General features: G+C 72.0%; 17 protein-coding genes. 9 read left to right on the top strand and 8 right to left on the bottom strand.

Annotated features, from left to right (window positions below; genetic code table 11):
- Positions 1–79 precede the first annotated feature (79 nt).
- Positions 80–760 carry a FadR/GntR family transcriptional regulator gene (locus ACZ4XX_RS04990; RefSeq protein ID WP_468506561.1) on the top strand — a complete coding sequence of 227 codons (681 nt, stop codon included), beginning with the start codon at positions 80–82 and terminating at the stop codon, positions 758–760.
- Positions 757–2,082: a CynX/NimT family MFS transporter gene (locus ACZ4XX_RS04985; RefSeq protein ID WP_468506560.1), complete on the top strand. Its 1,326-nt coding sequence runs from the start codon at positions 757–759 to the stop codon at positions 2,080–2,082. Before ACZ4XX_RS04990 ends, ACZ4XX_RS04985 begins: the two co-directional genes overlap by 4 nt.
- An 87-nt stretch (positions 2,083–2,169) precedes the next feature.
- Here ACZ4XX_RS04985 and ACZ4XX_RS04980 read toward each other — a convergent pair whose 3' ends face one another.
- From ACZ4XX_RS04980 to ACZ4XX_RS04965, 4 genes are read right to left on the bottom strand one after another with little or no spacing between them, the layout of a single operon-like run.
- The gene (locus ACZ4XX_RS04980; RefSeq protein WP_468506559.1) at positions 2,170–2,889 is read right to left on the bottom strand and encodes an ABC transporter permease; all 720 of its coding nucleotides are present in this window, start codon (positions 2,887–2,889) and stop codon (positions 2,170–2,172) included.
- 14 nt (positions 2,890–2,903) lie between these two features.
- Positions 2,904–3,815 (bottom strand): ABC transporter ATP-binding protein, encoded by a 912-nt coding sequence (locus tag ACZ4XX_RS04975; RefSeq protein ID WP_209495907.1) that lies wholly within the window; start codon positions 3,813–3,815, stop codon positions 2,904–2,906.
- A gap of 49 nt (positions 3,816–3,864) precedes the next feature.
- Positions 3,865–4,776, bottom strand: coding sequence for an ABC transporter permease (locus ACZ4XX_RS04970; RefSeq protein WP_468506558.1), 912 nt, complete (start codon positions 4,774–4,776; stop codon positions 3,865–3,867).
- Positions 4,773–5,735, bottom strand: coding sequence for an ABC transporter ATP-binding protein (locus tag ACZ4XX_RS04965; RefSeq protein WP_468506603.1), 963 nt, complete (start codon positions 5,733–5,735; stop codon positions 4,773–4,775). Before ACZ4XX_RS04965 ends, ACZ4XX_RS04970 begins: the two co-directional genes overlap by 4 nt.
- 274 nt (positions 5,736–6,009) lie before the next feature.
- Between ACZ4XX_RS04965 and ACZ4XX_RS04960 the strand changes: the two genes are divergently transcribed.
- The 6 genes from ACZ4XX_RS04960 to ACZ4XX_RS04935 all read left to right on the top strand — a co-directional run bounded on the left by ACZ4XX_RS04960 (position 6,010) and on the right by ACZ4XX_RS04935 (position 11,965).
- Entirely contained in the window at positions 6,010–6,855 is an 846-nt protein-coding gene (locus tag ACZ4XX_RS04960) for a M24 family metallopeptidase (RefSeq protein WP_468506557.1), read from the top strand.
- Positions 6,855–8,648 carry an SDR family oxidoreductase gene (locus tag ACZ4XX_RS04955; protein ID WP_468506556.1) on the top strand — a complete coding sequence of 598 codons (1,794 nt, stop codon included), beginning with the start codon at positions 6,855–6,857 and terminating at the stop codon, positions 8,646–8,648. The genes ACZ4XX_RS04960 and ACZ4XX_RS04955 overlap by 1 nt, the downstream gene beginning before the upstream one ends.
- A gap of 186 nt (positions 8,649–8,834) precedes the next feature.
- Positions 8,835–9,782, top strand: a complete 948-nt coding sequence (locus ACZ4XX_RS04950; protein WP_468506555.1) for a MerR family transcriptional regulator — start codon at positions 8,835–8,837, stop codon at positions 9,780–9,782.
- 122 nt (positions 9,783–9,904) lie between these two features.
- Positions 9,905–10,477 (top strand): RNA 2'-phosphotransferase, encoded by a 573-nt coding sequence (locus ACZ4XX_RS04945; RefSeq protein ID WP_468506554.1) that lies wholly within the window; start codon positions 9,905–9,907, stop codon positions 10,475–10,477.
- Between the two features lie 116 nt (positions 10,478–10,593).
- Positions 10,594–11,046, top strand: a complete 453-nt coding sequence (locus ACZ4XX_RS04940) for a hypothetical protein (protein WP_468506553.1) — start codon at positions 10,594–10,596, stop codon at positions 11,044–11,046.
- Positions 11,047–11,071: 25 nt separating this feature from the next.
- The gene (locus ACZ4XX_RS04935) at positions 11,072–11,965 is read left to right on the top strand and encodes an LLM class flavin-dependent oxidoreductase (RefSeq protein ID WP_468506552.1); all 894 of its coding nucleotides are present in this window, start codon (positions 11,072–11,074) and stop codon (positions 11,963–11,965) included.
- Positions 11,966–12,160: 195 nt separating this feature from the next.
- Here ACZ4XX_RS04935 and ACZ4XX_RS04930 read toward each other — a convergent pair whose 3' ends face one another.
- Positions 12,161–12,682, bottom strand: coding sequence for a DUF6083 domain-containing protein (locus ACZ4XX_RS04930; protein ID WP_468506551.1), 522 nt, complete (start codon positions 12,680–12,682; stop codon positions 12,161–12,163).
- Between the two features lie 260 nt (positions 12,683–12,942).
- On the opposite strand from ACZ4XX_RS04930, the gene ACZ4XX_RS04925 reads away from it, so the two are divergent.
- A complete protein-coding gene (locus tag ACZ4XX_RS04925; protein ID WP_468506550.1) occupies positions 12,943–13,827 on the top strand; it encodes an HAD hydrolase family protein in 885 nt (294 codons plus the stop codon).
- On the opposite strand, the gene ACZ4XX_RS04920 is transcribed toward ACZ4XX_RS04925, so the two are convergent.
- From ACZ4XX_RS04920 to cydB, 3 genes are read right to left on the bottom strand one after another with little or no spacing between them, the layout of a single operon-like run.
- Positions 13,824–15,536 (bottom strand): GAF domain-containing sensor histidine kinase, encoded by a 1,713-nt coding sequence (locus ACZ4XX_RS04920; RefSeq protein ID WP_468506549.1) that lies wholly within the window; start codon positions 15,534–15,536, stop codon positions 13,824–13,826. The two genes, ACZ4XX_RS04925 and ACZ4XX_RS04920, sit on opposite strands and share 4 nt — an antisense overlap.
- Positions 15,537–15,584: 48 nt before the next feature.
- Positions 15,585–19,169, bottom strand: coding sequence for a thiol reductant ABC exporter subunit CydD (gene cydD, locus ACZ4XX_RS04915; RefSeq protein ID WP_468506548.1), 3,585 nt, complete (start codon positions 19,167–19,169; stop codon positions 15,585–15,587).
- Between the two features lie 28 nt (positions 19,170–19,197).
- Positions 19,198–20,199 (bottom strand): cytochrome d ubiquinol oxidase subunit II, encoded by a 1,002-nt coding sequence (cydB, locus tag ACZ4XX_RS04910; RefSeq protein WP_468506547.1) that lies wholly within the window; start codon positions 20,197–20,199, stop codon positions 19,198–19,200.
- Positions 20,200–20,206: the final 7 nt, after the last annotated feature.

Here is a 20,206-nt window from a genome sequence, read left to right as displayed (position 1 = left end):
CCCACAGTAGTCCGGTGTCCCGGCCACGGTCAGTTGTAGGATGACCGGGCAACCGGGCAAATGGAGAGGTCGGAACGGCATGGCACTCAGGGCGACGGGGCGGACCTCGCTGGTGGACTCCGTGGTGGACCAGCTGCGGAGGCAGCTCGCGGACGGCGAGTGGGCGGTCGGCGACCGCATCCCGACCGAGCACGAGCTCGCCCAGCAGCTCGGTGTGGGCCGCAACACCGTCCGCGAGGCGGTCAGGGTCCTGGTCCACGCGGGCCTGCTCGAATCCCGTCAGGGCAACGGCACCTTCGTCAGGTCGACCGCCGATCCGGCGGCCGTGCTGCGCGGGGTACGGCACGCGGGCGCGGCCGACGTCCTCGAACTCCGGGTCGCCCTGGAGGCCGAGGCCGCACGGCTCGCGGCAGCCCGCCGCGACACCCACGATCTGCTGCGGCTCCGGGCGGCCCTCACCACGCTGCGCGAGGAGGGCGACCGGAACGCGGACGCCGACCTCGCCTTCCACCTCGCGGTCGTCGGCGCCACCCACAACGCGGCCTTCGTCGAGGTGTACCGCTTCTTCTCCGCCCAGGTCCACGAGGTGCTCGTGGAGGCCCTCGGCGACCGCGAGATGCCGCCGGTCGACATCGACGCCCACGAGGCCCTGGTCACGGCGGTCGAGGCGGGCGACCCGGAGGCGGCGGAGCGCCAGGCCCGCGAACTGCTGCGGGTCCCGATGGAGACGGTCGCGGCCCTGACGGAGAACTCCCGATGAGCGGAGAGACCCGTACGGCGGGTTCCGCCGCGCCCTCGCCCGCGGCGCCGCCCGTACTCGTCGACGCCGAGGCCGGGGTCACGGCGTCGGCCGCCGGGGCCGGGGACGCGGTGTCAGCTGCCGGGGCGGCGGCACGGCGGGCACTGCTCGCGCATCCGGTGCTGCTCCTGACCGGGATCGTGCTGGCCTCGCTGAACATGCGGGCCGCGCTCGCGAGCGTGGCGCCGCTGGTCGGCGAGATATCCGGGGCCTTCGGGCTCTCGTCGACGGCGACTTCGCTCGTGACCTCGGTGCCGGTGCTGTTCCTCGGCGTGGGCGCGCTGGCCGCGCCCTGGCTGGGGCGCCGCTTCGGCGCCGAACGCGTGCTGCTCGCGGCCCTGCTGCTGCTCGCCGTCGGCATCCTCGCGCGCGTGCTGCCCTCCGTGTACGCGCTGTACGGCGGCGGCATCCTCGTCGGCACCGCGATCGCCCTGCTCAACGTGCTGATGCCCGGCCTGATCAAGCGTGACTTCCCGGACCGGGCCGCGGCGATGACCTCGGTCTACACGGGCGCGATGATCGCCGGTGCGACGGTCGCGGCGGCGGCCGCGGTGCCGCTGGAGAAGGCGCTCGGCGGTGGCTGGGAGGGCTCGCTCGGCTTCTGGTCCCTGCTCGCCGTGGTCGCCGCGGTCGCCTGGCTGCCCCAGGTGCTGATCGCCCGGGGCCGCTCCGGGCACGAGGTACGGGCCGTCCCGGCCGCCGCCGCCCGCCCGGTGAGCGTCTGGCGCTCGGCGCTGGCCTGGCAGGTCACGCTCTTCATGGGCCTGCAGTCGCTGTGGTCGTACGTGCTGATCGCCTGGATGCCGACGATCTTCACCGACCACGGGATGAGCCGCTCCACGGCCGGTGTCGTCTTCGCCTTCAACAACCTGATCCAGGTCGCGGGCGCCTTCGTGGTGCCGCTGCTCGCCGGCCGGATGCGGAGTCAGCGTCCGCTGATCGTGTTCGTCACCACGCTGGTCGCGGCCGGTTACGCCGGTCTGATGGTGGCGCCGGTGGAGGGGGCGTGGCTCTGGTCGGCGGTGCTGGGGGTCGGCCAGGGCGGGGCGGTCGGTCTCGCCCTGACCCTGATCGTGCTGCGCTCCGGGGACGCGGTGACCGCGGCCCGGCTGTCCGGGATGGCCCAGACCGTCGGCTATCTGCTCGCCGCCGCGGGCCCGCTCGCGGCCGGCGCCCTGCACCAGGCCACCGGCTCCTGGACGCTGCCGATCTGTGTGGTCCTCGGCGTCTGCGCGGCTGCCCTCACCGTGGGGCTCTTCGCGGCCCGGGACCGGACGGTGTGAGGGGAGGGGGGTTGCGGTGCGGCTCCGGGGTGGGGCTCCCGGGGTGGGACGCCCGGCCTCGGAGCCGTACCGCTTCCGTCTCCGCTTCTACTCCTCGCCCGCCAGCTTCAGCGTGCGGAGCTTGAAGCCGGCGAACCAGGTCGCCACGACCGTGACCCCGCAGAGGAGCACGACGGCCGTGGTGAGGCCGACCTCCGAGGTGATCAGGCCGTCGCCGGTGACCTTCTCGGCGAGGGCGAGCGCCCACTGCTGGACGCTCAGGGTGCGCGCCCCCTCGATCAGGGAGCCGAACAGGGCCTCCCACACCAGGGCGTAGACCAGGCCGATGACCACCGCGTGGCGGCTGATCGTGCCGAGCAGCAGGAACAGCGCGCTGTACGCGATGGAGGCCACGAGCGCCGCCACCGTGTACGCCACGGCCACCTGTTGGCCGTTGCCGTTGAGGATGAAGCCGGCGATGAACGTCGGTACCGCCGAGAAGACCATCGTCACCGCGATCGCGACGATCAGCTTCGTGAAGATGATCGAGGGCCGCTTCACCGGCTTGGACAGCAGATAGACGATCGAGCCGTCGTCGATCTCGGGTCCGATCGCGCCCGTACCGGCGATCACACCGATCAGCGGGACCATCGTGGCCAGCGCGAAGCCGCCGAGGACATCGGCCGCGACCTGGTCGTCCGCACCGTTGAAGGCGCGCACCGCCGCGGCGATGAGCAGCAGCATGCCGGGCAGCAGGAAGAGGATCAGGGCCCGGCGGCGGCCGAGGAGGGCCCGGTAGGTGAGCCGGGCGACTGTGGGGTTGTACATCGGTCAGGCTCCTTTCAGGCCGCGACGAGGTATGAGAAGACCGATTCGAGGGACTCGTCCGAGGGCGAGACCGTCAGCAGACGGATCCCCCGCTCGCGCGCGACCTTCGGCAGCAGCTCGGTGAACCGCCCGAAGTCCACCGCCTGGATGCGCAGTCCGCCCTCCACGTGGTCGACCTCGATGCCGGCCGTGGACGGGTCGGCGATCAGCGCCGCGGCGAGTGCCCGGTCGTCGCTGGAGCGGACCAGGTAGCGGTGCGGCCGGTCCGTCATCAGCCGGCGGATCTTGCGGAAGTCGCCGGAGGCCGCGTGGCGCCCGGCCACGATCACCTCGATGTGGGAGGCGAGCTGCTCGACCTCCTCCAGGATGTGCGAGGAGAACAGCACCGTCCGTCCGTCCGCGCCCATCTGCCGCAGCAGGTCCATCAGCTGCATGCGCTGGCGCGGGTCCATGCCGTTGAACGGCTCGTCGAGCAGCAGCACCGACGGGTCGTGCACGAGGGCCGAGGCCATCTTCACGCGCTGCCGCATGCCCTTGCTGTACGTGGAGATCTTGCGGTCCTGCGCGTACTCCATCTCGACCGTGGCCAGGGCCTGCTGGGCCTCCTTGGCGCCGAGGCCCTGCAGTTCCGCGTTCGCCACGACGAATTCGCGGCCGGTCAGGAAGTCGTACATCGCCTCCCGCTCGGGCACGACGCCGATCTCGCGGTAGACCGACTCGTTCCCCCAGATCGTCTGCCCGTCGAGGGTGACGCTGCCGGTGGACGGGTCGAGGAAACCGCCCATCATGTTGATCAGGGTGGACTTTCCCGCGCCGTTGGGGCCCAGGAGGCCGGTGACGCCCGGGCCCACCGTCATCGTGACGTCGTTCACGGCCACGACGTTTCCGAACCAGCGGGAGACGTGGTCGATGGAGAGGATGCTCATGGGCGCAGCCCATTCCTTAGAGGGGTGGTGGCGGGCGACGGGAGGGCTGTCACAGCCCGACCTTTCGGTAGCGGCGCATCAGGATGCCGTACGAGCCGGCGACGAGCGCGAGGACGACCAGCAGATAGACCGCGCCGACACCGGCGCCCGGTCCCTCGCCTCCGGGGAAGGAGGAGGGCGCGCCGAGGAAGGCGGTCTGCACGCCGTCGATGAGCGTGATCGGCGAGAACAGGCCGAGCCAGGAGATGGCCCCGGGGTTGTCCGTGCCGTACGCGATGCCCTGGAGCGTGGAGACCGCTCCGTACGAGATCGTCAGCGCACCGATCACGGCGGCGACACCGAAGCCCCGCCGCGGGGTGAGCGCCGCCATGACCAGCCCGACGCCGCCGAAGAGCAGCGAGAGCAGGGCCACGGAGACCAGTCCCTGGCCGAACATCTGCGTCTGGGTGCCGAAGTCCATCTTGGCCAGCAGGGAGCCGATCCAGAGGATCAGGAGGGGGACCGCGGTCAGCAGGAAGAGCGCCGAGGTCATCGCGCCGAACTTGGCGAGCACGTAGTCCGCGCGCTCGATCGGCCGGGAGAAGTACAGCGGCACGGTCCGGAACCGGAGGTCGCGGGAGACCGACTGCGGTGCCTGGGAGGCCAGGTAGATGCCGATGACGACCTGCAGGAAGATCGCGTACTGCGTGTACTCGATCGACAGCTTGGACTGCTTGGTGACGACCGCGACCGCGACGATGATCAGCGCGGGAACGCACATCACGCCGAAGAGCAGCATCGGCAGCACCTTGGACTTGGCGCTGCGGCCCAGGCCGTACGCGCCGCGCAGGGACTGCGAGAACAGCGACCTGCGCGCGTACGCCCGGCCGAGACGCGGGCCGTCGTAGGAGCGGTAGCCGATGTTGTGGATGCGGGTCGTGTCGGGAGCGGCCTGGGAGGGCTGCGGGATCTGGGTGCTCATCGGGCCGGCACCTCCTCGTGCTGGGACGCCTCGGGGCGGAAGACCTCGGCGATGTGGTGGCGGCGCTGCTCCATGCGGACGAGACCGAGGCCGAGGTCGGCGACGGTGTCCCGCACGAGGTCGTACGTCTCCTCGCCGGCGGCTTCCAGGAGAAGGATGTGGCCGGCTCCGGGCAGGCCCTCCTCCACGCCCGCGTGGAGCGTGACACCCGCGGCGGTGAGGGCGGCGCGGAGGGCCGCCGTACCGTCGGTGTGGGTGTCGGAGTCGGTGACCTCGACGGCGAGCGTCGTCGTCGTCCGGGTGAAGTCGCTGGTGGAGCTGGAGCGGAGGAGCGTGCCGCCGTCGATGACGACGACGTGGTCGCAGGTGCGCTCCAGCTCGCCGAGGAGGTGCGAGGTGACGAGGACGGAGATGCCGAAGTCGGTCCAGACCCGGCGGATCAGTCCCAGCATCTCGTCCCGGCCGACCGGGTCCAGACCGTTCGTCGGCTCGTCCAGGAGGACCAGCTTCGGGTCGTGGACCAGGGCCTGGGCGAGCTTCACGCGCTGCTTCATGCCGGTCGAGTAGCCGCCCATCGGGCGGTACCGCTCCTCGTACAGACCGACGTGCCGCAGGGTGTCCGCGGTCCGCTCACGGGCGGCGGTCGCGGGCAGTCCGGACATCCGCGCCATGTGGACGACGAACTCGGTGGCCGAGACGTCCGGCGGGAGGCAGTCGTGCTCGGGCATGTAGCCCACGCGCTCACGGATCTCCGCACCGTGCGTCCGGACGTCCATGCCGAGGACCTGGGCGGTGCCCTCCGTGGCGGGGGAGAGTCCGAGCAGGATTTTGATCATGGTGGACTTGCCGGCTCCGTTGGCACCCACGAGTCCGGTCACACCGGGTCCGATGTCCAGGGAGAGCCGGTCAAGAGCGGTCACCCGGGGGAACCGCTTGCTGAGGCTTTCGGTCGCGATCACAGTCACGCCTTCGACGGTAGTGGTCTGCGCCACAGCGGTCGTCAGCCCAACGGCTCGATCCTTGTCCGACCAGAGGAGTACAAGCCAGTAGGGGAGCTCGCGACGAAAGTCTTTCTCCACAGGCTCGTGGCCGCTCGCGGCCGCTCGCGGCGTCCGGTTCTCCACAGGGCGTCGTCCGACCTCTTGACGTAGCCGCCGAGCATTGTCACATTCATCGGTGTCAAGTTACGGACGCGTAGCGCAGTCGGGCGCTCACACGGGACGGGCGGGTGGCATGGCCTCAGCAGTGACAGGCGAACTCTCCGTGGAGCTGCGGGGGTTCAGGGAAGTACAGCGACTCTCCTACGAGTGCGCGGAGGCCGTCGCGGCTCAGCTCAAGCCGGGAGTGACCGAGCGCGAGGCCGCGCGGATGCAGCGCGAGTGGCTGTACGAGCGGGGGGTGCGGGACTGGTTCCACCGGCCGTTCGCCTGGTTCGGCGACCGCACCGCCTTCGTCGACTTCAAGATCCCGCTGCAGTTCTTCCCGACGAACCGGCGCCTCGAGGCGGGGATGCCGTTCATCCTCGACATGGCCCCGGTGTTCAAGGGGTACACGGCCGACATCGGCTACAGCGGCTGCCTGGGGCTCAACCCCCTGCACGACAAGCTGCTCGCCGACCTCCAGGACCACCGCGAGCTGATCCTGCGCGAGGTGCGCGAGCGCCGCACGCTCCGCGAGATCTACCAGGACGTGGACCGCCTCATGGTCCGCCAGGGGTACGCGAACCGGCACCGGGCCTACCCCTTCGGCGTCATCGCCCACAAGATCGACCGGGTGAAGGAGCGCCGCTGGTCGCCGGCCGTCTTCGGCTTCGGCACCCAGGCGCTCAAGGGCCTCGCGAGCGACGCCCTGCACGGCCACCGTGACGGCTGGTCGCCGCTCTGGTCGCCGTACACGTTCTCCGACCACCCGCCGCAGCCCGGCCTGTGGGCGGTCGAGCCGCACCTCGGATTCCGGGGGACGGGCGCGAAGTTCGAGGAGATCCTGGTCGTCACCGACTCCCGGGACCCCGAGCAGAGCGCGTTCTGGCTGGACGACGATCTGCCGCACGTGCGGCGCTGGAACGAGGGGGCGGTCTGATGGCGGGGCTCAACGGAGCGCGGGAGCGCTGGGTCCGTACGGGCGGGATCGAGCTGTGTGTCGCCGAACTCGGCGAGGAGGGCCGGCCCACCGTGCTGCTCGTGCACGGCTACCCGGACTCCAAGGAGGTGTGGACGGAGGTCGCCACCCGGCTCGCCGAGGACTTCCACGTCGTCCTCTACGACATCCGCGGCCACGGCCGCTCGACCGCGCCGGCACCGCTGCGCGGCGGCTTCACCCTGGAGAAGCTGACGGACGACTTCCTCGCGGTCGCCGACGCCGTCAGCCCCGACCGGCCGGTCCACCTCGTCGGCCACGACTGGGGTTCGGTGCAGTCCTGGGAGTTCGCGACCGTCGCGCGCACCGAGGGCAGGATCGCCTCCTTCACCTCCATGTCGGGGCCCTCCCTCGACCACTTCGGGCACTGGATCAAGCGTCGGATGGCCCGGCCCACCCCGCGCCGGGTCGGCCAACTCCTCGGCCAGGGAGCGAAGTCCTGGTACGTGTACATGCTGCACACGCCCGTACTGCCCGAGCTCGCCTGGCGCGGACCGCTCGGCAAGCGCTGGCCGAAGATCCTGGAGCGCGTCGAGAAGGTCCCCGCCGGTGACTACCCGACGCCCTCGCTGCCGAGCGACGCGGCGCACGGCGCCTGGCTCTACCGGGACAACATCCGAGCCCGCCTCGGCAGGCCACGCCCCGACGCGTACGCGCACGCGCCCGTGCAGCTGATCACGCCGACCGGCGACGCCTTCCTCTCCGAGCGGCTCTACGACGACCTCGGCGAATGGGTGCCGGACCTGACCCGGCGGACGCTGCCGGCGAAGCACTGGGTGCCGCGCACCCGGCCCGACCAGCTGTCCGCCTGGATCGGCGATTTCGTCCGGACCCACGAGGAACCGGCGACCAGGGCCCCCGAGCCGGTCGCGGCGACGGTCGCGAAGAGCGGCGTGAAGCCCGCCTACGCGGAGCGGTTCGGCGGCCAGCTGGTCCTCGTGACCGGGGCGGCCAGCGGCATCGGACGGGCCACGGCGTTCGCGTTCGCGGAGGCCGGCGCCCGGGTCGTCGCCGTCGACCGTGACACCGAGGGGGCGGTCCGCACGGCCGAGATGGCCCGGCTGATCGGCGCCCCGGAGGCCTGGGGCGAGACCGTCGACGTCGCCGACGAACAGGCGATGGAGAAGCTCGCCGCCAAGGTGGCGAGCGAGTACGGAATCGTCGACGTCCTCGTCAACAACGCGGGCATCGGGCTCACCGGCTCCTTCTTCGACACGACCAGCGAGGAGTGGAAGCGGGTCCTCGACGTCAACCTGTGGGGCGTGATCCACGGATCCCGGGTCTTCGGCGCGCAGATGACGGCGCGCGGCCAGGGCGGCCACATCGTCAACACCGCTTCCGCCGCCGCGTTCCAGCCCTCCCGCGCCCTGCCCGCGTACAGCACGTCGAAGGCCGCGGTGCTGATGCTCAGCGAGTGCCTCCGCGCCGAACTGGCCGACCAGGGCATCGGGGTGTCCGCGATGTGCCCCGGCATCGTCAACACCAACATCACGGCGACCGCGCGGTTCGCCGGGGTCACCGACGAGGCGGAGGAGAAGCGGCGCCAGCGGAAGGCGTCCCGGCTGTACGGCCTGCGGAACTTCCCGCCGGAGAGGGTCGCGGACGCGATCCTGGGCGCGGTCCTGCACAATCGCGCGGTCGTCCCGGTGACCCCCGAGGCGCGGGGTGCGCACTTCCTGTCCCGGCTCAGCCCGCGGACGCTGCGGGCCTTCGCACGGTGGCAGCCGCCGGCCTAGGTCGGGCCGATGCGGTGGCCCCTTCGCACGGTGGCAACCGCCCGCCTGGGGTGGACCGACGCCGTTGCCCGGGCACGGGGGCGGCCACCGGCCTGGGTCGGGTCGGCGCGGCGGTCGTACGATCGATCCCCCTGCAGGAGGGGGCCCGCGGCGGCGGGGTGGAGCGAGCGGTCGGTGGGAGCGGGTTTGTCCGAGCAGTCAGCACAGCCGGAGTACCGGATCGAGGATCTCGCCCATCACAGCGGGGCCACGGTCCGGACGATCCGCGCCTACCAGGACCGCGGCCTGCTGCCCCGCCCTGAGCGGCGGGGCAGGTCGAACGTGTACGGGGACGCGCACCTCGCGCGGCTGCGGCAGATCGCGGACCTCCTCGACCGGGGCTACACCCTGGCCTCGATCAAGGAGCTCCTGGAGGCCTGGGACACCGGCCGGGGACTCGGCGGGGTGCTCGGTCTGGTCGCGGAGGTGCACGGTCCGTGGACGGACGAGGAGGCGGACCGGATCTCCCGCGCGGAGCTCGATGCCCGTTTCGGCGGCACGCCGGACGAGGCGGCCATTCTGGAGGCGGTCGAGCTCGGCGTACTGGAACCGCTGTCGGACCGGGAGACGGAGGAGTACCTCGTACCGAGCCCCCAGGAGCTAGCCGTGGCAGCCGAGTTGTACGCGGCCGGGGTTCCCTTGGCGGCAATCACCGGGCACCTGAGGGAACTTCGGGACCAGGTGGAGCACATAGCGTCCCGTTTCCTGGAGTTCACGACCGAGCACGTCTTCGCGCGCTATCTGGAGCACCGGCCGCCCACGGACGCGGACGCGAACGAGGCGGCGACGATGGTCCGGCGCCTCCGGCCGCTCGCACAGCAGACGGTGGACGCGGAACTCGCCCGCGCGATGCAGCTGTTGGCCACCCGGCACCTTGAGCTCCACCTTTCGCCGCACGCGCCCCCGGCACAGGACGACGAGCCGCGACCGGTGGCACTACCGGCCGGGACCGTGCGGGCCGTTCAGAGTCTGGTGGGTCCGGAGGGGGTCGCCGCCTTCGTCGCGGCCGCTGCCGAACGAGAGGTCCACAAAAGGACATTGGACACGCTCGCCTCAAGTCATCACAATGAGGGTAAATTTACCCAATCCACCTGAAAATCAAAGGGTGTTGTCCACAGAATCGCCAACTAGCCTGTGGATAACTCACTTTGGCTGTGGATCAAACCTGTGTACCAAAATCAATGGCCGGGCGATCCGGGCTCCGCCATCCTGACGGAATGACCAGACAAGAGCCCCGACCGCAACCGCCGGACGAACGCCGGACGGTGAAGATCTCGAAATACCTCTCCAAGCACCTGCGCCACCAGCCCGAACGCATCGGCCTCGTCCTCGATCCCCAGGGCTGGACCGAGATCGACGCGCTGCTCGCGGCGCTCGCCCGGAACGACTTCCCGGTCACCCGCGCGGAACTCGACCACGTCGTCGCGAGCAACGACAAGAAGCGCTTCGCCGTCGAGGGAACCCGCATCCGCGCCAGCCAGGGTCACACCGTCGAGGTGGACCTCGACCTGCCGCCCGCGGAACCGCCCGCGTACCTCTACCACGGTACGGTCGCCGCGGTGCTTCCCGCGATCCGGGCGGAGGGCCTGCGCCCCATGGCCCGCCACCACGTCCACCTCTCCCCCGACCGGGAGACCGCGACCCGGGTCGGCGCACGCCGCGGCCGTCCGGTCGTGATCGCCGTGGACGCCGGCGCGATGCACCGGGCCGGGCACGTCTTCCGCGTCAGCGCCAACGGGGTCTGGCTCGCGGACAGCGTCCCGCCGGAGTTCCTCCGTTTTCCCGGCTGAGACGGGTCGGTGGCAGACGGGTCGGTGGCAGACCGGTCGGTGGCAGACCGGTCGGTGGCAGACCGGTCGGTGGCAAAGGCTGCCCTGACCGGACCGGCTGAGGCATGATCGCTTCCATGGCTCACCCGCACCTGCCCAGCACCGAAGCAGCCGTCGTGGCGATCCGCACGCTCGCCCAGGAGTTCAACCTGGAGATGACGGTGTCCGAGGACATCGGCGCGGACCAGACGTCCCGGCGTACGTCCTCCGGTGCGTTCGCCGTTCTCGACGACGACGGCTCGCTGCCGCACGAGGCCTACGTCGAACTGGGCGGCTCGCCCTCCGTCACCGTCCAGATCTTCCCCGAGGACGATGCCCGGATCACCGTCGACGGCATCGAGTTCGCGGACGTCCCCCGCGACTCCGTCCCCGCCTTCGTCCGCGCGGTCCACGGCGGCACCGCCCACGTGAAGGGACGTTTCTTCCCTCCCGGCTGGTGGCTGGTCGTCCCGCTGCCCGGCGAGGAGACGTACAAGGAACTCGTCCCCGGGGCCTCCCTCACCCCCTGGATGAACCGCAACGTCCGCTGAACCTCCCGCGCGTATCGTGGCAGTCATGCGCTTGAGTACGGTGATCCTCCCCATCCACCGATGGAGCGAGGGGCAGAAGACCTGGCAGCGGGCCGAAGAACTCGGCTTCCACGCCGCTTACACCTACGACCACCTGTCCTGGCGGACCTTCCGGGACGGCCCGTGGTTCGGGGCCCTGCCCACCCTCACGGCGGCGGCCACGGCCACCGAGCGGATCCGACTCGGCACGCTCGTGACCTCGCCGAACTTCCGCCACCCGGTGACGCTCGCCAAGGAGCTGATGGCGCTCGACGACATCTCCGACGGACGGATCACCCTCGGCATCGGCGCGGGCGGCAACGGCTTCGACGCCACCGCACTGGGTCAGGAGCCGTGGACGCCGAAGGAGCGTGCCGACCGTTTCGCCGAGTTCGTGCCGCTGCTCGACCGACTCCTCACCGAGGACGCGGTGACCCAGCGGGGCACCTTCTACTCGGCGGACGAGGCCCGGAACATCCCCGGCTGCGTCCAGCGCCCCCGCCTGCCGTTCGCCGTCGCGGCGACCGGCCCGCGCGGACTCAAGCTGGCGGCCCGGTACGGGCAGGCCTGGGTGACGACGGGTGATCCGAAGATCTTCGAGGAAGGCACCCCGGAGCAGTCGGTGGCGGCGCTGCGCGGCCAGATCGAGAAGCTCGGCAAGGCGTGCGCCGACACCGGACGCGAGGTGGCCGAGCTCGACAAGGTCCTGCTGACGGGCTTCACGCCGGACCGCGGCCGCCCGTTGGAGTCCGTGGACGCGTTCGTCGACTTCGCGGGGCGCCACCGCGAGCTGGGGTTCACCGAGATCGTGATCCACTGGCCGATCCCGGACTCGGACTTCGCCGCCGACCAGCAGGTCTTCGAGCAGATCGCCACGGAGGCGCTCGCCCAGCTGGGCTGACGGCCCGACGCCGGCGCTCGGGCACCCGACGCCGGCGTTTTCCGGTCAGCCGACAACGACGGACGGTCGCGGACGCGCTACCCGGCAGACGGCGACGTCCGGTCACGGAGGCGTCTGGTAGCGGAGGCGTCCGGTCAGCCGGCGCCGACCGCGGACGACCTCGGCGTGCGTTCGCCGCGGTGCTCTCCCGGTGGATCAGGCGATCCGCCGGGCGTGGCCGCGCCACAGGGCCAGCAGGACAGGAGAGCCCACCGGTTCCGGACCCGCCGCACAGACGTCGAAGTGGCTGACCCGGCACGTGTCCGACGGCACGGCGGAACCCAGGTTGACGGCGGTGCCGTCCCCCGCGACCCGCCACCGGCTGCCCGCCGGGACGGCGGCGGTGGTCAGCTCCCCGGGCTCGATCATGATCCAGCGGCCCCGCACCGTCCGGTGCCAGGCGCCGCGACCCCCGCACCGCCGACAGGCGGAGGAGGCCGGCCCCGCCGCTCCCGGTCCGGAGGGTGCGGATCCCCCGGAACGGGGCTCCGGCACCCCGGCGGCCGCCCGCCGTACGTCCCGTATCGCCTCCCCGAAGCGGATGTCCCGCACGACGCCGCCGCCGCGCGCCGCGAGCGACGCGGCGTCGACCAGACCCGCCAGGACGTCCCCCACCAGCACCGGGTCACGGACGGGATGCGCCGCGCCCGCTCCCTCGCACCGCGGGCAGAGGAGCATGCCGAGACTCGGGACCCATGTCCCGTACGGCGCACCGCAGGAGTCGCACTCGTCGTTTCTCCGGCCCGAGCCCATGCCCCGCCCCCTTGAGACGTCATCAGCTCTCAGGGATCTTCCCCGTCAGCCCGAAAACGAACGGACGTTTACGGCCACGTCGGGGCGTATGCACCCGGCCGCCGGGGAAGGGCCCGCCCGAAAACCGGCCACTCATATGTGCGGCTCCCCGCACGCCCGTGCGCTCGGTGCGGAAGAATGGTGCGGTGACCACTCCCCGTTCCCCGCGCACGCCCGCCCCGACGGTCCGGTTGATCGCCACCGACCTCGACGGCACGCTCCTGCGCGACGACAAGTCCCTGTCCGAGCGCACGGTCGCCGCCCTCGCCGCCGCCGAGCGGGCCGGGATCGAGGTCTTCTTCGTCACCGGCCGGCCGGCCCGCTGGATGGACGTCGTCAGCGACCACGTCCACGGCCACGGCCTCGCGATCTGCGCCAACGGCGCCGCCGTCGTCGACCTCCACGACGGAGGCACCTTCATCGAGGTGCGCCCGCTGGAGCGGCCGGCCGCCATGGACGTCGTCGTGGCCCTGCGCGCCGCCGCGCCCGGAACCTCCTTCGCGGTCGAGCTCACCACCGGCATCCACTACGAGCCGCACTACCCGCCCTTCCACCTCGACCCCGGGGCGACCGTCGCCACCGCCGAGAAGCTCCTCTTCGAGGAGGCTCCCGGTGCCGCGGCCCCGGTCCTGAAGCTGCTCGCCAAGCACCCGGACCTCGACCCCGACGCCTTCCTCGCGCTGGCCAGGGAGGCCGCGGGAGACCGGGCCTCGTTCACCCGCTCGGGACCCTCCGCCCTCATCGAGATCAGCGGTCTCGGCGTCTCCAAGGCGTCCACCCTGGCCCGTTGCTGCGCCGAGCGCGGGATCACGTCCGACGAGGTCGCGGCCTTCGGCGACATGCCGAACGACATCGAGATGCTGAGCTGGGCGGGACGTTCGTACGCGATGGGCGAGGCGCACCCCGATGTGATCGCCGCCGCCTCCGGCCGTACGGTCGGCAACAACGAGGACGGGGTGGCCGTCGTCGTCGAACAGCTGGTGGCCGACGCACTGCGCGCGGCCGGAACCACGGCACCGCAGAACTCCTAGAGCGGCGCCTCCCACACCACCGTCGTCCCGCCGCCGTCCTCCCCGATGCCCGGCCCGCACCAGCTCGCGCCGCCCAGCGACTCGGCCCGGCGTGCCAGGTTGCGCAGTCCGCTGCGCCGCCCGCCCGCCGGGATGCCGATGCCGTCGTCGGCGACCTCGAGCCGTACCCCGGCGGAGCCGTCGGGCAGGGTGACGCCGGCGTCGACGACCACCTCGATCCGGCTCGCCTCCGCGTGCCGGAAGGCGTTGGACAGCGCCTCTCGTAGAGCGGCGATGAGGTTCTTGCCGGTGAGTTCGCCGACCGTCGCGTCGATCGCGCCGAGAAAGCGGTGCGCTGGCTTGAAGCCCAGCGGCACGGCCGCCATGTTGATCTCCCGCAGGACGCGCGTACGCAACCCCGACGGGGCCTCGGCGGGGCCCTGCTGGAGTGCGAAGATCGCCGTACGGATCTCCTGGATGGTCACGTCCAGCTCGTCCACGGCCTTGCCGACACCCTCGCGCACGGCCGGCACGATCGACCGGCGCTGAGCGCTCTCCAGCATCATGCCGGTGGCGAAGAGCCGCTGGATGACGAGATCGTGCAGGTCACGGGCGATCCGGTCGCGGTCCTCGTACACGGCGAGGCGCTCCCGGTCCCGCTGTGCGTCGGCCATCATCAGGGCAAGCGCCGCCTGCGAGGCGAACTGGGTGGCGAGTGTCCGCTCCGTCTCGGTGAACGGGCGCCCGCCCCGTACCCGGGGAGTGGCGAGCGCGCCGAGCACCCGCCCGCCGCTCTGCAGCGGCAGCATCATGCTGGGGCCGTACGGGGAGGTCAGCCGGCTGATCATGCGCGGGTCCCTCGAGGCGTCCGCCACGAAGACCGCCTCGCCGTCGAGCAGCCGCCGCACCACGGCGCTCTCGGGCGGGATCACCACGCCCAGTGACTTCGTGGGCCGGGGCGAGGAGACGGCGACGATCTCCAGGCCGCCGTCCTCGGCGGGCAGCATCACGATCCCCGCGTCGGCGTCGGCGAGGCGGCGGGCCTGCTCGGCGACGACCGTGAGGGCGTCGTCCGCGTCCCCGCCGGAGAGCAGCGCGGTGGTGACGGCGACGGAGCCGTCGATCCACCGTTCGCGCTGGCGGGCGGCCTCGTACAGGCGGGCGTTGCCGATGGCGATGCCCGCCTCGGTGGCGAGCACCCGGACCATGTGGACGTCGTAGTCGTTGAACTCGCCGCCGCCCCGCTTCTCCGCGAGGTACAGATTGCCGAAGATCTCGCCCTGGACCCGGATGGGGACGCCGAGGAAGGTCCGCATCGGCGGGTGTCCGGGAGGAAAGCCCGCTGAGCGCGGGTCGGCGGAGAGGTCGGAGAGGCGGATCGTCTGGGGGTCGCGGATGAGCGCACCGAGCAGTCCGGCGTGGCCGTCGGGGCGGTGCCCGATCCGGCGGGCCGTCTCCTCGTCGACGCCGAAGGTGACGAAGTCCGAGAGGCCCTTGCCCTCCTCGTCGACGACGCCGATGGCGGCGTAGCGGGCGTCGGCGAGTTCGGCGGCGGTCTCGCAGATGCGGTCGAGGGTGGAGTGGAGTTCGAGCCCGGTGCCCACCGAGCGCATGGCTTCCAGGAGCTGCGGCACGCGGGCCGTGAGCTCCGTGGACAGCCCCTGGAGGCTGCGGGTGGCCTGGGTGGCGGCTTCCAGGGGGTCCGGGGCGTCGGACGCTGCGGCGGTCATGGGCTTGAGCCTAGTAAGTCCTATTTGGCGAGAAAAGTCAGCCGAGGCCTACGGTCGCGGCCCAGGGTGCTCCCGGTCGCTCCCGAGGGTCGTCCCCGCGCCCGCGCCGACGGCCAGCAGATCGGTCTCCCGCTCCTTTTCCAGCATCCGGCGCAGGGGACCGTCCGCCTCGGCGAGTTCCGCGGACGGGCCGCGCTGCACCGTCCTTCCCTCGTCCAGGACGAGCACCTCGTCGACCGCGTCGAGTCCGTGCAACCGGTGGGTGATGAGAACGGTCGTACGGCCTTCGGTGGCCCGGAGCAGATCGTCGGTGAGCGCGTCGGCGGTGGCCAGGTCCAGGTGCTCGGCCGGCTCGTCGAGGACGAGGACGGGGAAGTCGGCGAGCAGCGCGCGGGCGAGCGCGAGGCGCTGCCGCTGACCGCCGGACAGCCGGGAGCCGTGCTCGCCCACGAGGGTGTCGAGCCCGTCCGGGAGTCCGTCGACCCAGTCGAGCAGCCGGGCCCGGCGGAGCGCCTCGCGCAGTTCGTCGTCGCTCGCCCCGGTACGGGCGAGTCGCAGGTTCTCGCGGACGGAGCTGTCGAAGAGGTGGGCGTCCTGGGCGCAGAGGCCGACGAGCCGCCGTACGGCGTCGCCGTCGAGTTCCCGGGCGGGCACTCCGCCGAGCCGGTACATGCCGTGCTCGACGTCCAGGAACCGCAGCAGCACCTGGGCGAGCGTGGTCTTGCCGGAGCCCGAGGCGCCGACGACGGCGACCCGGTGTCCGGCGTCCAGGGTGAGACGGAAGTCGGCGAGGGCATCCCGGTCCTGCCCTGCGTGCCGGGCGGAGAGCCCGGACAGTTCGAGCGGGAACGGGCTCGCCGGGGGAGTCTCGGGCCGGGCCGGCTCGTGTACGGGGACGGGGGCGTCGAGCACCTCGAAGACCCGCTCGGCGCTGTGCTTGACGCGCTGCCGGTACTGGACGGCGAGCGGGAGTCCGGTGACGGCCTCGAAGGCGGCGAGCGGCGTGAGGACGACCACGGCGAGGGCCACCCCGTCGAGCCGCCCGTCCGCCACGGCGCGGACGCCGACGACCGCGGCCGCCGCGACCGTCAGGCCGCAGATCAGGGCCGAGAGTCCGGCGCCGAGTGCGGCGGCCGCGGCCTGCCGGGAGGCGATGCCGGTGAGGGTACGGTCGGCGGCCCGCGTCCGTTCGATCCGGTCGCGCAGGGCGCCGGCCACGGTCAGTTCGGCGCAGCCGCGCAGCAGATCGGCCACGGCGGTCGCCAGGGCGCCGCGCGCGGGGGCGAGCCGCCGTTCGGCGCGGCGGGCGAGCGCACCGCTGACCGCCGGCACGAGAACACCCGCGACGAGCAGGCCCACGGCGAGGACGGCACCGGCCTCGGGCAGCAGCCAGGCGGTGAACCCGGCGGAGGCGACGCCCACGACGAGTGCGGCGCCCGCCGGGAGCAGCCAGCGGAGCCAGTAGTCCTGGAGCGCGTCGACGTCCTGGACGAGCCGGGAGAGCAGGTCCCCGCGGCGCGTGCGGCGCAGCCCGGCGGGTGCGATCCGCTCCAGGCGCCGGTAGACGGAGACCCGGAGCTCGGCGAGCATCCGGAGGACGGCGTCGTGCGAGACGAGCCGCTCGGCGTACCGGAAGACGGCCCGCCCGATGCCGAACGCACGCGTGGCGGTGACGGCCATCATCAGATAGAGCACGGGAGGCTGTTCGGAGGCGCGCGAGATGAGCCATCCGGACACGGCCATGAGCCCCACGGCGGATCCGAGCGCCAGACTCCCGAGCAGCAGGGCGAGTCCCATCCGCCCCTTGAGCTCCCCGGCCATGCCCCGAACCCGGGTGAGAACCGACCCGCCCGGTGCGGGCGGCTGTTCCTCACGGGGCGGAACAGGGGGGTACACCTCCGCGGCGGCGCCGCGCTCCGGCTCCGTACCCGCGTCACGGGCGTCCTCGCCGTCGGCCGTCGGGCCCGACGGAGCCGCGCCGGCCGTGACGGCCGCGGCGGTCCGGGTCACCGTCACCACCCGGTCCGCCACCGCGAGCAACGCCGGCCGGTGCGCCACCAGCAGCACGGTCCGCCCGGCCGCCAGCCGCCGCACCGCGTCGACGACTCCCGCCTCCGTCTCCCCGTCCAGCGCCGCCGTCGGCTCGTCGAGCAGCAGGACCGGCCGGTCGGCGAGGAATCCCCGCGCCAGCGCGAGCCGCTGCCGCTGCCCCGCCGAGAGTCCGGCCCCGTCCTCACCGAGGGCGGTGTCGAGCCCCTGCGGCAGCCCCGAGACGAACCCGTCGGCCCCGGCGTCCCGCAGGGCTCCCCGTACGGCCTCGTCCGAGGCGTCCGGGCGCGCGAGCCGCACGTTCTCGGCGATCGTCCCCGCGAAGAGGTACGGCCGCTGCGGCACCCAGGCGATCCGTGACCGCCAGGCCTCCAGGTCGAGCGAGGCGAGCGGCTCGCCCCCGACCCGTACGGAACCGTCCTCCTCCGGCTCGGCGAAGCCGAGGACGACATCGAGCAGCGTCGACTTCCCGGCCCCGCTCGGCCCGACCAGGGCCACCGTCTCCCCGGGCTCGACCGTCAGGGACATCGCGTCCAGCGAGGGCTCGGTGCGCCCGGCATGACGTACCGTCACGCCCGTCAGCTCCAGCCGTACGGACTCCGGGGCCTCGTTCCCACCGCCGTCCCGTACCGGCTCCTCCAGGACGTCGAAGATCTCCTCCGCCGCCGCGAGCCCCTCCGCCGCCGCGTGGAACTGCGCGCCGACTTGCCGCAGCGGCAGATACGCCTCGGGCGCCAGGATCAGAATGACGAGACCGGTGTAGAGATCGAGTTCGCCGTGGACGAGCCGCATGCCGATGGTCACGGCGACGAGCGCGACCGACAGGGTCGCGAGGAGTTCAAGCGCGAAGGAGGAGAGGAAGGCGATCCGCAGCGTGCGCAGGGTCGCCCGGCGGTACTCCGAGGTGATCGCGCGGATCGACTCGGCCTGGGCCTTCGCCCGGCCGAAGATCTTGAGGGTGGGAAGTCCGGCCACCACGTCCAGGAAATGCCCGGAGAGCCGGGAGAGCAGCTTCCACTGCCGGTCCATCCGGGCCTGGGTGTACCAGCCGATGAGAATCATGAAGACCGGGATGAGCGGCAGGGTGACGACGATGATCGCCGCCGAGACCCAGTCCTCGGTCACGATCCGGGCCAGCACGGCCACGGGCACGACGACCGCGAGCCCGAGCTGGGGCAGATAGCGGGCGAAGTAGTCGTCGAGGGCGTCCACGCCCCGCGTGGCGAGGGCGATCAGCGAACCGGCCTTCTGGCCGCTGAGCCAGCCCGGCCCGAGCGCGGCCGCGCGGTCGAGGAGCCGACCGCGGAGTTCGGACTTGACCGCCGCGCTCGCCCGGTGGGCGGCGAGCTCGGTCAGCCAGGAGACCAGCCCCCGTGCCGCTGCGACGCCCGCGAGCAGCAGCAGGGGGGTGGTCAGGGCGGAAACCGACTGGCCCTTCTGGAAGGACCCCACCACGATCTCGGCGATGAGCATCGCCTGGGCGATGACCAGCGCCGCCCCGACGAGGCCGAGCGCGACCACCGCGATCAGGAACACACGGGTTGCCCTGGCGTACCGGAGCAGGCGCGGATCGATCGGTTTCACGTGAAACATGCTCCCTGGAAAGGGCCGGCTAGTGGGACCCGGCGATGTGCTGCGTACCGATCCGCTTGCGGAACACCCAGTAGGTCCAGCTCTGGTAGAGCAGCACCAGCGGGGTCGCGATCGCCGCGCACCAGGTCATGATCTTGAGCGTGTACGGGCTCGACGACGCGTTCGTCACGGTAAGGCTCCACTCCGGGTCGAGCGAAGACGGCATGACGTCCGGGAAGAGCGCGAGGAAGAGCATCGCCACGGCTGCGGTGATGGTGACGCCCGAGAGCGCGAACGACCAGCCCTCACGCCCCACCTTGATCGCGACGATCGCCCCGACCAGGGCCACCACGGCGATCAGCATCGCGACGAGGCTCCAGCTGTCCCCGGTGTCGACCTGGGTCCAGATCAGGAAGCCGAGCGCGACCACCGCCGTGACCAGGCCCAGCTTGAGCGCGAGCGCCCGGGCCCGGATCCGGATGTCGCCGACCGTCTTGAGGGAGACGAAGACCGCGCCGTGGAAGGTGAAGAGCGTCAGCGTGACCAGGCCGCCGAGAAGCGCGTACGGGTTGAGCAGCTCCCAGAAGCTCCCGACGAACTCCATGTCCGCGTCGATCTTCACGCCTCGGACGATGTTGCCGAAGGCCACACCCCAGAGGAACGCGGGGATCAGCGAGGTCCAGAAGATCGCCTGCTCCCAGTTGCGCTGCCAGTTCTCCTCGGGCCGCTTGGCCCGGTACTCGAAGGCGACACCCCGGATGATCAGGCAGACCAGGATGATCAGCAGGGGCAGGTAGAAGCCCGAGAACAGCGTCGCGTACCACTCGGGGAACGCGGCGAAGGTCGCACCGCCGGCGGTGAGCAGCCACACCTCGTTGCCGTCCCAGACGGGTCCGATGGTGTTGATGAGGACCCGCTTCTCGACCCGGTCGCGAGCGAGCAGCTTGGTGAGGACGCCGACCCCGAAGTCGAAGCCCTCGAGGAAGAAGTAGCCGATCCAGAGGACGGCGATGAGTACGAACCAGACGTCGTGGAGTTCCATGCCTCGA

It is taken from the genome of Streptomyces sp. NPDC029956 (assembly GCF_055574655.1).
The sequence above is the reverse complement of the archived record's forward strand: the minus strand, read 5'-3'. Positions and strand labels throughout refer to the sequence as shown.